This is a genomic window from Telluribacter humicola (assembly GCF_017355935.1).
Taxonomy (GTDB): Bacteria; Bacteroidota; Bacteroidia; order Cytophagales; family Spirosomataceae; genus Telluribacter; species Telluribacter humicola.
Genome location: NZ_JAFIQT010000007.1, coordinates 71,881 through 83,880 on the forward strand (window position 1 = coordinate 71,881; position 12,000 = coordinate 83,880).

The 12,000-nt window shown below is 51.3% G+C and carries 10 protein-coding genes; 1 reads left to right on the forward strand and 9 read right to left on the reverse strand.

Annotation, left to right across the window (positions count from 1 at the left end; translation table 11 throughout):
* Positions 1-3: 3 nt before the first annotated feature.
* From JUB14_RS22890 to ccoS, 7 genes are all read right to left on the reverse strand, one after another.
* Positions 4-774, reverse strand: a complete 771-nt coding sequence (locus JUB14_RS22890) for a hypothetical protein (RefSeq protein ID WP_207509189.1) — start codon at positions 772-774, stop codon at positions 4-6.
* 165 nt (positions 775-939) lie between these two features.
* The gene (locus tag JUB14_RS22895; protein ID WP_229368170.1) at positions 940-1,662 is read right to left on the reverse strand and encodes a sulfite exporter TauE/SafE family protein; all 723 of its coding nucleotides are present in this window, start codon (positions 1,660-1,662) and stop codon (positions 940-942) included.
* A gap of 12 nt (positions 1,663-1,674) precedes the next feature.
* Positions 1,675-2,121 (reverse strand): FixH family protein, encoded by a 447-nt coding sequence (locus JUB14_RS22900; protein ID WP_207509190.1) that lies wholly within the window; start codon positions 2,119-2,121, stop codon positions 1,675-1,677.
* Between the two features lie 183 nt (positions 2,122-2,304).
* Complete coding sequence (gene ccoG, locus JUB14_RS22905) at positions 2,305-3,717, reverse strand: cytochrome c oxidase accessory protein CcoG (RefSeq protein WP_207509191.1); 1,413 nt, start codon at positions 3,715-3,717, stop codon at positions 2,305-2,307.
* 69 nt (positions 3,718-3,786) lie between these two features.
* Positions 3,787-4,833: a cbb3-type cytochrome c oxidase N-terminal domain-containing protein gene (locus tag JUB14_RS22910; protein ID WP_207509192.1), complete on the reverse strand. Its 1,047-nt coding sequence runs from the start codon at positions 4,831-4,833 to the stop codon at positions 3,787-3,789.
* 79 nt (positions 4,834-4,912) lie between these two features.
* Positions 4,913-7,078, reverse strand: a complete 2,166-nt coding sequence (gene ccoN, locus JUB14_RS22915; protein WP_207509193.1) for a cytochrome-c oxidase, cbb3-type subunit I — start codon at positions 7,076-7,078, stop codon at positions 4,913-4,915.
* Positions 7,079-7,136: 58 nt separating this feature from the next.
* The gene (gene ccoS / locus JUB14_RS22920; RefSeq protein WP_207509194.1) at positions 7,137-7,307 is read right to left on the reverse strand and encodes a cbb3-type cytochrome oxidase assembly protein CcoS; all 171 of its coding nucleotides are present in this window, start codon (positions 7,305-7,307) and stop codon (positions 7,137-7,139) included.
* 226 nt (positions 7,308-7,533) lie between these two features.
* Here ccoS and JUB14_RS22925 point away from each other — a divergent pair, with 226 nt between their 5' ends.
* Positions 7,534-8,919: an FAD-binding oxidoreductase gene (locus tag JUB14_RS22925; RefSeq protein ID WP_207509195.1), complete on the forward strand. Its 1,386-nt coding sequence runs from the start codon at positions 7,534-7,536 to the stop codon at positions 8,917-8,919.
* A 187-nt stretch (positions 8,920-9,106) separates the two neighbouring features.
* Here JUB14_RS22925 and JUB14_RS22930 read toward each other — a convergent pair whose 3' ends face one another.
* Together JUB14_RS22930 and JUB14_RS22935 are read right to left on the reverse strand one after the other, a co-directional pair.
* Positions 9,107-10,585, reverse strand: coding sequence for a nucleoside hydrolase-like domain-containing protein (locus JUB14_RS22930; RefSeq protein ID WP_229368171.1), 1,479 nt, complete (start codon positions 10,583-10,585; stop codon positions 9,107-9,109).
* Between the two features lie 136 nt (positions 10,586-10,721).
* Positions 10,722-11,909 (reverse strand): acetyltransferase domain-containing protein, encoded by a 1,188-nt coding sequence (locus JUB14_RS22935; RefSeq protein ID WP_229368172.1) that lies wholly within the window; start codon positions 11,907-11,909, stop codon positions 10,722-10,724.
* Between the last annotated feature and the right edge of the window lie 91 nt (positions 11,910-12,000).

The window sequence follows — 12,000 nt, forward strand, 5'->3', positions numbered from 1 at the left end:
AGGTCAACTAACTGCTCTGTACTTACCCTCAAAAAACAGCCTTGGTTCCACCAGATCCCTACCTGCCTCATAGTCAAATTTAAACTTTTGCTGGAGGTTTGATATTGTATTTAGCTCAGCCATAAAGCGACGGTTCTCAATAATAAATCGTACATCGAATCCATCTGCATCATAGACAAACTCCTCTGTGGTAGGATGTCCTATCGCACCAAAAGAATGGTTCAGGGAGAATATCGCCCTAGTTATATGCTGAAAGTCTTTCTTTACGGCTCTGCTGGCTGCCGCCGCCTCTTCCTGACTGGCCGCCTCGTAAGCCAGATAGTATATCCGGAAGTAGTCATGGAAGAATGCTTTTACCTCTTCCTGCCCGGCCAGGATGTCATCACAGAGCAGGCCACTAACCGTCTTTCGAAAACAGGAGAGTAAAGAATAGCATTCAAGATCACACTCAAGCTGCTTGTGCGGAATAGTAGACTGGAAGTAATACTGCAGGTTATTTGAGTATGCTACATGTTTGAGATTAGTGTCCGTACCTACATGCCCATAGTATACCAGATATGCATCGCCAATTTTAAAGGTACTTTGGGGAGGCCTGACTATGACCGGTAGCTTCCCACTCAGCTTCTCAAAACCTTCTTCACACAAAAACCAGAAGTAGATGCCCATCTGATCAGGTACCTGTGCATGATTTTCATGACGGGCTTCCAGCAGGGCCTCATACGGTAGAGCAGAGAAATAAGGCTGAACGTCATCCGGTGAGTTGAAGTGCTTCATGAGTATCAATGGTGTTGCTGGGATCTATTACTTTAAAGTACACGAAGTACCCAAACTACTGCCAGGGGGTACTTGACATTTATTGTCAGAAATAAAAAGAGGAGCCAGGGAAAATTACAGAAGTTCTACTTGGCTCCACACAACACACTCATCTACTATATCTATCTACTGCTCCACACCCTTATGGCAAATTGGAATTTCAGTATGCGTACCGTGGCCCCCTCCCCCTACCGGAGGGTGAATAAGTACTCCACGCACGACGATCCAGATGCCGGCTACAGCTACCAGTACGGGGGTAAGGCGGCGAATGCGGGTGCGGAGTGTGGGGGTAAACCATTGCTTAAAGAAGCCTACGGCCATCATGGCGGGCATGGTACCCAGGCCAAACAAGAACATAAAAGCTGCTCCGCGCAGAGCGCTACCCGTAGCTACCGAACTTACCACCGCCATGTACACCAGCCCGCAGGGTAGTAGCCCGTTGAGCATACCTAAGCCTACCCAACCCGCTACACTACGGCTGCTGAGCAGTCGGGCCATGCGGCTCTTGATGGTCTGAACAAACTGCTGCCATACCGGTGGTGGGTGCAACCTACTCTCCAGCTTCGCAGGCCACAGCACGTAGGCCAGCATCAGGAGCCCCGCCCCAATAGTGAGGTACCGCAGATAGCCCATCAACGCGAACGAACTACCCAGCAAACCAAAGAGTCCACCTAACAAGGCGTAGGTAGTAGCCCGGCCACCGTTGTAGGCCAGCAGGCCCACCAACTGCTGCCAGCGGCTGCCCTTATGTACCGGCAACGCCAGCGCGATGGGGCCACACATACCTACGCAGTGGAAGCTGCTCATAAGCCCCATACTCAGGGCCAGGTAAGGAAGCAGGGTTTCCATGGCTAGTCGGATTTACTCACTGATAACAATAGTACCTTCATTCCAGTAGGTAGCTGCACCGGCCTGCCAGTCAATCTGCAGCTGGTAACGTCCGGCCTGCAGCTTGTTGGCGGGGATCAGCTGTACTCCTTCTGCACCGGCTTTCACCTCAAAATGGGTATCCTTGCGGTTATCCGCCGGGCAGTACAGGTTAATGGTACCTTTCAGTTGCTCTGGTGCCAGCCCCTGCGGGAAACGAATTACAACTCCCTCCTCGGCTACCTCCCAGCGGAGCGGCTCAGCCAGGGCATTGGTCCTGTTCATTTTGTCCAGCTTCTTCTGGAAGCCTAGTTCCTGCTCATAGTAGTTGTCGGCTACCAGATCTATCTTTTGGCGCATGCTCATGGTGACCAGAGTCAACATGCCGATTACAAAGCCGGCATAAAGCATCGCAATGCCAGTTCCCCAATTGAATTTCATGGTTTTAGTGCTTTAGGCCGTATGCTTTATGCAGTAGGCAGTTTTAAAATTTTTATCTTTATCACAGCGTTTCATGGAGTTTTTATACTGAGTCTCACAGAGTACTCTTTTACCTCTGTGTCTACCTCCTTTTACTCTGTGGTTATTCTTTTTTATAAAATGCTAATAGCTAAAAGCTAATTACTATTCCTCCGGAGCGATGAAGGTGGTGCTGAATTCTTCCAGCTTTTGGCTCTCCTCCAGTACCGATAGTTTTACCTCATTTTTGCGGCCGGCCAGGGATGACTTAGGTACTGTGATGAATACTGTCCCCTCTGACATACCCGCTCCTTCCAGAGTCAGGTCGGGCTTACCCGCAAAGCGGAGGGTACCGCCGGGGGTATCGACCCGTAGCGTAGGATTGATCGTGCGGTTGGTCTTGTTGAATATCTTAAAGGTATATAGGTTGCTGATGCTGCCATCGGGGTTTTCGATGTACTGTGTACCGGGTACCCGCAGCAGGGTAGTTTCGGTGTGGGTACGGGTTACAACCATGTACCCCAGTACACTCCACAACAGGACCAGTACGGCTATGTAGCCATAGGTACGGGTGGTAAATAATTTATTGCTACCCTTGGTAATGGCATTTTCGGAGGTATAGCGGATCAGTCCTTTCTCGAATCCTACCTTTTCCATGATGTTATCGCAGGCGTCGATACAGGCTGTACAGCTGACACATTCCATCTGGATACCATTCCGAATATCAATACCCGTAGGACATACATTTACGCACTGCAGGCAACTGATACAGTCACCGGCATTGCGATCCTGGTGCTTGCGTAGCTTCTCCCGGGGCTCACCCCGCTTGTAGTCGTAAGCTACCACTACCGAGTTGCGATCCATCAGTACTCCCTGCAGGCGGCCGTAAGGACATACTACCGTACAGGCCTGATCGCGCAGCCAGGTAAAGTTGAAGAAGAAGATAGCCGTAAAAACTACCACACCGGAAAAAAGTCCCGGATTTTCAGAAACAGGCTCGGTTACTATCTTTTGCAGCTCATCCACGCCTACTCCGTAAGCCAGCAGCAGGTTGGCGATCAGGAATGAGATAAATAGAAAGATAGTCCATTTGGCGCCCTTCTTCATGATTTTATCCGAGGTCCAGGGAGCTTTGTCGAGGGCTATCTGCTTGGGACGGTCACCTTCGATGGCATACTCAATCTTGCGGAATACCATTTCCATGAACACCGTCTGAGGGCAGGCCCAGCCGCACCACAACCGGCCAAAGATGGTCGTAAACAGCACAATAAATACCATGAACGACAGCATCGTAAGCCCAAAAAGCCAGTAGTCCTGCGGACCGATGAAGAGGCCGAACACGATGATCTTGCGTTCGATAATATTGAAGAGAAATAACGGCTGGTCGTTGACCTTAATGAAAGGTGTCACAAACAGGACCGTCAGTAACGCCACCGTAAACCATACCCGGCGGTTGTGCCAGGGCCCGGTTGGCTTCTGCGGATAAAACCAGTTGCGCTTGCCATCCTCCCGCACTTCATTGAAGTGGTCGCGGAATGACTCGTCGGCAACGGACCAGGCGGTTGATGAAGATTGCATTTTAAATGTTCTTTACGTGGTATGGGTTGTTTCCCGAAGGGCGGCCAGTACCTCCCTCCGGGGCATTTCTTATTGATTCAAAGCTACGGCCTTGTCCTTGGTAGGAGCGGCGCCGTCTTCGGTATACTGCTCACCCTGAGGTTCCTTAGGATTAGCGGGCTTAGTACCTTTGAGAGAGATCACATAGCTGGACACCTTCTGAATATCGGTCGGGCTCAACTGCTTCTCCCAGGAGATCATCCCTTTCTCGGGGATACCATACTTGATGGTTTTGAATACATCCTTGACACCACCACCGTGCAGCCAGTACTCATCAGTCAGGTTAGGCCCCACGACTCCACCCCCTTCGGGACCGTGGCAAGCGGCGCATTTCTCCATATATATTACTGACCCCTCCTTCAGTACTCCCTCCTCTTCCAGCAGGGTTACAGAGTTCTCGTCGATGCTGGCTCCTACTTTTTCGAGATAGGCCTTCTTCGCTACTTCGGCTTGTGCTATCTCTTTGTCCAGCTCAGCCTGCTGCAGGTCACCAAATCCAGAGTGATAGTAGATGACGTAAGCAAAAGCAATGAATATGGTACCTACAAACAGGAACTGCAGCCAGGGAGGCATACGGTTGTCCAGCTCGTGAATGCCGTCATAGTCGTGGTCCGCAATCAGGATTTTCTTCTCTTCGGTCAGAGATACGCTGAATCCACTGAAACGGCTCCACCAGCTGACATTTGACTCAGGAGCAGTATCCAGAGCTTCCGCCGCTTTCTTATTAGCCGAAACTCTCTGGAGAACTATGACTGCCTGTATCAGTACAATCACCAGCGTCAGAATAAGCAGTCCCAACAAACCCGTCAGCAGACCAATATTTAAACTTTCGTTGGGCGACGGGGTAGTACTTTGCGCATTGGCCGCCGGAATCACGAAGAAGGCTAGCAGCGCCAAAGCTCCCTTACGCAGGACACCGTCGTCAAGCGGTATCTTACTCACAGCCTCCACCTTTTTACGATCCATCTGGATCACATACCAGAGCAATATCACAAAGAAGAGAAAGAAGATCACCAGCGAAATCAGCGGGAAGATGCTGACACCGGATATAGTTTCGAGATAATTACGGAATTTCATCGGTTTGTATGTTTTAGGCTTTGGGAGGAGGAAAGCTGATACACTTCTTTCCTCCTTTCCTGCTTTTCTTCTTTTTTCCTTATTTAACAGCTACGCCTTGCTGAGCTTTGATGTCGGTACCCATGCGCTGCAGGTAAGCGATAAGCGCGATGATCTCCTTGTCGGACTTCGTCTTGATACCGCTCTGCTTCAGGCTCTCGGTGATTTTGTCAGCCTGCTTCTGCAGGTCTTGGTTAGCCAGCTGGTCATAGCCTTCATCGTAAGGTACTCCCAGGGTCTGCATGGCTCTGATCTTAGCAGCCGTAGTGGTGGTATCGAGCTGGTCTTCCAGCAACCAGGAGTACTTCGGCATAATTGAGCCCGGCGACATACTGGTTGGGTCATCCATGTGGTTGTAGTGCCATGAGTCAGGGTACTTACCACCTATGCGGTGCAAATCCGGACCGGTACGCTTAGATCCCCACTGGAACGGACGGTCGTACACGAACTCACCGGCTTTGGAGTACTCACCGTAGCGCTCAATCTCGTCGCGGAAGGGGCGCACCATCTGAGAGTGACATACGTAGCAGCCTTCCCGTACGTAGATATCACGACCTTGTAGTTCAAGCGGTGTGTAAGGTTGTACACTGGCGATGGTAGGCACGTTGGAGTCGACCATGAAGGTAGGTACCAGTTCTATTAGTCCACCAATACCCACGGCTACCAGGGCCATGATGGTCAGGAATACCGGACGGCGTTCAAATATCCGGCGGTGCCAGTGCTCCTGTGGGTCGTTGTGTACTATCGCAGTCAGAGCGGGAGCCTTAGCGGTCTCAGTAGCAATCAGCTTACCATTCAGAGCGGTCATCAGCAGGTTATAGATCATGACGATAAAACCGATGATGTACAGGGTACCACCCACGCCCCGCAGGAAGTACAGCGGTGCCAGTTGGGTTACAGTTTCGAGGAAGTTAGGGTATTTCAACAGACCTTCCTGCGTAAATTCTTTCCACATGGCACTCTGAATCCAGCCGGCCCAGTACATAGGTACCGCATAAAACAAGATACCAAGGGTACCAATCCAGAAGTGGAAGTTGGCCATTTTAACAGAATACAGCGAGCGTCCGTAAATTCGGGGCAGCAACCAGTACAGGATACCGAACAGCAGGAAGCCGTTCCAGCCCAGGGCACCTACGTGTACGTGAGCTACGGTCCAGTCGGTGAAGTGGCTGATGGCGTTTACGTTTTTCAGCGACAGCATCGGTCCTTCGAAAGTAGCCATACCGTAAGCCGTAATAGCCACTACCATAAATTTAAGTACTACGTCTTCCCGTACTTTATCCCAGGCGCCACGCAGGGTAAACAACCCGTTGATCATACCACCCCATGATGGAGCCAGTAGCATGATAGAGAATACAGTACCCAGCGTTTGAGCCCAGTCAGGCAGAGCATTGTACAGCAAGTGGTGAGGACCCGCCCAGATATACAGGAAGATCAAGGCCCAGAAGTGTACGATAGACAGGCGGTACGAATAGATAGGACGGTTAGCCGCCTTAGGCAGGAAGTAGTACATCATACCCAGGTAAGGGGTAGTCAGGAAGAACGCTACCGCGTTGTGACCATACCACCATTGTACCAGCGCATCCTGCACCCCGGCATAGGCCGAGTAGCTTTTCAGGAATGAAACGGGCAGGGCGATGCTATTCACCACGTGCAACATGGCTACCGCCACAAACGACGCTATGTAGAACCACACAGCAGCATAGATATGCTCTACCCGACGGTTCAGCATGGTCATCACCAGGTTCACAAGGGCTGCTACCCATACTACCGCGATGGCGATGTCAAAAGGCCACTCGAGCTCGGCGTACTCCTTAGAGGTAGTGAAACCCATGGGAAGTGTAATAGCGGCTCCCAGGATGATCAGCTGCCAGCCCCAGAAGTGAAACTTACTCAGCAGCGGGCTCCACATCGGGGCTTTGAGTACCCGTGGAGCCGAATAGTACATGGCGGCAAAAAAGCCGTTACCCACGAAAGCAAAGATCACTGCATTGGTATGCAGCGGACGAATACGTCCAAAAGTAGTGAACGGCAGGTCGAAGTTGAGCTGCGGAAACGCCAACTGGAAAGCAGCCAGCAGTCCGACGAGCATCCCGATCAGACCGAACACTACGGAGGCAATCGCGAAGTCCCGCACGATCTTGTTGTCGTACTGAAATTCGTCCAGCTCGACCGGTGCAGCACCTGTATTCAAGACATTTCTCATATTACTTGTAGTGTTGTTGTTTGTTTTGTGAATGGTTGGTATAAGTTAGAGGAGGGTTTCAGGCTTTGGGAGCCGCCTGTTTATCCGGCGTGGTATCGTCGAAGAGGATTCGCACCGAAGGCGTGTAGTCGTCGTCGTACTGTCCGGCACGCACCGACCACACGAAGGCAATCAGAAAGCCCAGGGCGGCCAGAAGGCTAAAACCAATCAGGATAAATAGCGCGCTCATAGTTGCTGGTGAATAGGTTGAATTACTGTTTATTTTCAGGTTCAAAACTACTCGGTCCGTAACCGGCAAAGGATGAGCGCTATCAGCCCCGAAAGATGACTTTTGTCAGGTTTGGCTAAACGTGGATCATCTTTGAAAATTAAAGTGGTGATTACCAACTGTATGTACTAGTCCTGTTATCTTAGCGGATAGGAACCTATCTACGAGATATACTCTCCTCCCCGCTATGAATAAGACCCTGATTATAAATGTATTTGATGAATTGAAAGACCTACTGGGTGACCGCGTCACGCAGGATGAAACCCTCTGCCGGGAACACGGTGCCGGCTACAGCTACCACGCCTGCATGCCCCCCGACCTGGTCCTCTACCCCAGCTGTACCGAAGAGGTATCGGCAGTGGTCGCCATTTGTGCCCGGCATCAGGTACCCATAGTTCCGTTCGGAGCAGGCACGTCGGTAGAAGGCCATGTATTGGCCCTAAAAGGAGGCGTATGTATTGATCTCCGGCAGATGCACCAGGTAGTGGCATTGAGCTACGAAGATATGTACATAACCGTACAGGCGGGCGTAAGCCGTAACCAGCTCGACCAGCTCCTGGAGGGCAGTGGTTTCTTCTTCCCGATAGGACCCGGTGTCAACGCCACGTTGGGTGGGATGGCCAGTACCCGCGCCTCCGGTACCAATGCTGTACGCTACGGCACCATGAAGGACAATGTACTCGCGCTAACGGTAGTACTGCCCGACGGACAGACTATACGGACCGGAAGCAAGGCGCGGAAATCCTCCGCCGGGTACGACCTGACGAGACTCCTTGTAGGAGCAGAAGGTACCCTGGGCATCATTACCGAACTGACACTCCGGCTGCACCCTTACCCCGCAGCCATCCGGGCGGCGGTATGCTCTTTCCCTACGGTTGAGGCCGCCGTCAAAACGGCCATTACCACCATCCAGAAAGGAGTACCCATTGCCAAGGTAGAGCTACTGGATGCCGTAATGATGCGGGCGGTGAATCTGTATTCTTCGCTGAGCTACGAAGAAAAGCCTACTCTTTTCCTGGAATTTCATGGAACGGAGGGGGAAGTAAGTGAGCAGGTCCAGAAAGTACAGCAGTACGCTGAGCAGCACGGTGTAACCGGATTTGTATGGGCCGAAGACGAACCTACCCGCACCCGACTCTGGCGCGCCCGCACCGACGCGGCTCCGGCTGCTATGGCCCTGGTGCCGGGCTCCGAGCTTATGGGTACCGATGTTTGCGTACCTATCTCGCGCCTGGCTGAATGCATCGTGGATACACAGGCTGACGCGGAGGCTACCGGCGTACTGGCTCCCATAGTCGGTCATGTAGGCGACGGTAACTTTCACCTGACCATGCTCATCCACCCGGACGATCCCGAAGGGTTTGAAAAAGCCAAGGCCCTTAACGAACGGCTGGTACTGCGGGCCCTGGCTATGGAAGGTACCTGTTCGGGCGAGCACGGGATTGGCATCGGCAAGCTTCCCTATATGCCCCTCGAACATAAAGAGGCATTAAAAGTCATGCTGGCTATCAAGAAAGCCATTGATCCGGACAACAGAATGAATCCCGGAAAACTACTGCCGGATATGGGATAGTAGTAGTAGACTTTCAGATAAATGGTTGGAAGACCCTTGCCAGAAACAACAAAACTCTGGCTAGGTAAACATTGGGAAGTGACTGCACGTATCCAGATCGCAGGTCAGCCTCTTTTTTGACCGCACCCCAACCATACCACCTATTCATGATTACTATCGTTTTGTAATTCCTCCTGCTTGCGCCGCTTTACTTTGCCGAAAGAATAACCCGCCGGTACGACACCAGCGAAGGTGTACCACTATCTTTTACCTCTAGTACCAGGTGAATTTGCTTATCGCCCAGGTCAGCGGGTACCTGCCACTGCTGTGTCTCTGCTGCCGGATCCTGAATAGAAAAATCATTGGGATAAGTACCTGCCTCCTTGTAGTAAAACCACCGATGGGTGAGTTGGTCGTTGTCGGGATCAGAAGTCCCTTTTGTATTTAGGCGGATCTGCTGACCCGGTCGCACCTTGAGGTGAAGTACCTGCCGGGACTTATCACCATTTACCACCACTACCGGCTCGTGGTTAACTTCTTTGGGGCCTTTGGTCGAATACTGCAGGCGGTTCATAAAGCTGTTCTTGACTTCCGGAATCCAACGGGCCAGCTCGGTTTTATCTACCCCACAGGTATGATAGTACCCTTCCGGAAATTCACTTCCCATCGGGCTGAACCGACTCCCCCAGCTCCCCTGGGTCGGGTCCAGAGGGTCGTTGAGTCCGCGTACCGCGCTTAGCAGGTACAGAAAGGCAGGTGTATCTCCTTCTCCTCCGTGATCATAGAGAGCCGACATAGGTCCATGCCCCTTTACTTCGCTGTCTTTCATAACACTAATGTACTGCCAGAAATGACCCGTATCGTGCAGCAGCCAACCTGCTTTTACCCGCTCCCCGTCGTAGGTAGACCGGGTAGTCCGAATATCTATACATTTTGAGGCTTTAACCTTATCCAGATCCACCAGATAGTCGAAGGTGATATCCTGAAGCAGGATACCAAAAACGTGCAGCTTGCCCAGCAGCTTGTTGAATTTTTCCTCGCCCTGCCGCTGGCGGTAACGGTACAGCGCCTGCACGAACGTAATAGGCCCACCCCACATCTGAACAAATATGGGCCGATCGTCCGGCTTGTTGAATACCTGCTGCAGGTACTCACTTCCTTCCGAATCTTTGGACTCGCCGTTGGGGTTAGTACCTTCTCCTATCCAGTCGGCAAATCGAATATCTCCCCAGCTACTCTCTACGTAGCGTCCTGCTATATTCGCTGCAAATTTCTTCTCGTTGGTCAGCCAAATGATAGGCAATGCCCCACGTCCCTTTTTAGTTATTTTCTGTAAAGCCTCATAAGCAGGAAAGCCCGCGTCATGCTTCAGGAGCTGAGGCCGTTCCTGCTGGTAAGCTTCCAGAATAGCCTGCCCCTTTTGCCAGGGACCATCCTGCTTATGCGTAAAGTCAGGCAACTGCTGCGTAATGATGATAGCCTCAGTATCAAAGTAGGGAGCATAGTAGAGGTACCGGATCAGTGAGTTGCCGTCATCATGGGTCATGTCAGTCATGATGACAACCCGATACTTTTCATTCTTTTGAGCAAAACAGGCTCCTATGGTACCAATACCAATAAGTACCCAGACGGCTGCTTTGCAAGTACAGTGGGTGAATAGACTCCTATAAAGATGCCTCTTGAGCATTGTTCAAGTTATTAATAGTTAAATAGAAAACGTTGGATAGCAGGAATGTACAGAAGACTATTTACATCATTTCTGACGAACAGAGCCGGGCATTTTTGCCATAAACAGGTAGTCACACCAGTCACGGGTGGTCTGTTTACAAATAACTCCATACCCGGCTGCTTTGCCGGGCTTTGAATCCGGCATACCACAGGCAAAGGGGGTAGAAAAATAAGACTACTCCAATCCAGAAAAGATATACCACGCCCAGGCTGAATCCCTGTTCAGGAGGGATGCCTTCCTGCATTTCCAGCTCAGTCCACGTCACACCCGATAGTAGCATACCTACCACCGCCAGGATATGGATCACCAGGAAATGGAGCACGTAGTAGAACAGAGGTACCCTGCCGTATACGCTGAAAAAGTTAATCCACCCGAATCGCCGTCCTTCCAGGGCATACAGGAGTAGCATGCCGGGCCCTAGTGTCATGAGCAGGTACAGTAGTGATGGCGGGTACTTGGTCGTATTAAGAAACGACATGAACGTGTAAAGACCATTGCGCTGTATCTCCCAGGGACGCAGATCGCCGTATACATTGAGGTATCGAAGCAGGATAAAGCCTGCCACCGCGACCAATCCAATAAGTAGCAGGACTCTCTTCCGCTGCTCCATCGTATAGCCACTCCCGTACAGCCTCCCAAAGCAGTAGCCTGTAATCAACACACCTATCCAGGGCAGTACCGGGTACAGAATTCCAATTGTCAGACCCGAGTCGAGGCGTATGAAGTTTTGCTTATGTAACAGGGACCAGACCAAGTTGGCCGTAGTACCTTCCGGAAACGACACCCCATCCAGCGCGTTATGCCCCGCTATGATTCCCAACCCTACTGCCAGCAGGATGCCCCAGGGCAGGAATTTCAGAACGCTGAGTACGATCATACTGAAGCCAATGGCCCAGATAACCTGCAGCATCAGGAATGAGAACGTAATATCAAACCAGAAGGTAAAGTTGATTATGGTTAACTCTAAAAAGATGAGCCACAGTCCCCTCGTGAACAGAAAGCTACTCAACTGCCCCGGCGACTTCTTTCGTCCGGACAAGTAGGCCGACGTACCCGCCAGAAATACGAATATGGGCGCACAGTAGTGTGTAATCCAGCGTGTAAAAAACAAAGTAGGCGTAGTAGTAGCCATATCGGTGGCATCGTAGTAGAAGCCGTTGACATGCAGAAAATCCCGGGTATGATCCAGAGCCATGATCACCATTACTATTCCCCGAAGGACATCAATACTACCCACGCGGGTCAGGGTTTGGGGAGGCGGAAGTGTAAGGGTTTGTGTCATGGGGAAAGAAGCTGAATGAATCACCGAACGTGTAGTGTACTGTAAGCGCCTGCTCCTGTACACAATTTTAACACACCCTTAGAAGCTGCTG

Bases quoted from the DNA above. Each gene is read 5' to 3' on its own strand.
- JUB14_RS22900 (WP_207509190.1), bottom strand. From the start codon at position 2,121: ATGAAATTCAATTGGGGAACTGGCATTGCGATGCTTTATGCCGGCTTT.
- JUB14_RS22935 (WP_229368172.1), bottom strand. From the start codon at position 11,909: ATGACACAAACCCTTACACTTCCGCCTCCCCAAACCCTGACCCGCGTG.
- JUB14_RS22910 (WP_207509192.1), bottom strand. From the start codon at position 4,833: ATGAAATTCCGTAATTATCTCGAAACTATATCCGGTGTCAGCATCTTC.
- JUB14_RS22895 (WP_229368170.1), bottom strand. From the start codon at position 1,662: ATGGAAACCCTGCTTCCTTACCTGGCCCTGAGTATGGGGCTTATGAGC.
- JUB14_RS22925 (WP_207509195.1), top strand. From the start codon at position 7,534: ATGAATAAGACCCTGATTATAAATGTATTTGATGAATTGAAAGACCTA.
- ccoG (WP_207509191.1), bottom strand. From the start codon at position 3,717: ATGCAATCTTCATCAACCGCCTGGTCCGTTGCCGACGAGTCATTCCGC.
- JUB14_RS22930 (WP_229368171.1), bottom strand. From the start codon at position 10,585: ATGCTCAAGAGGCATCTTTATAGGAGTCTATTCACCCACTGTACTTGC.
- ccoS (WP_207509194.1), bottom strand. From the start codon at position 7,307: ATGAGCGCGCTATTTATCCTGATTGGTTTTAGCCTTCTGGCCGCCCTG.
- JUB14_RS22890 (WP_207509189.1), bottom strand. From the start codon at position 774: ATGAAGCACTTCAACTCACCGGATGACGTTCAGCCTTATTTCTCTGCT.
- ccoN (WP_207509193.1), bottom strand. From the start codon at position 7,078: ATGAGAAATGTCTTGAATACAGGTGCTGCACCGGTCGAGCTGGACGAA.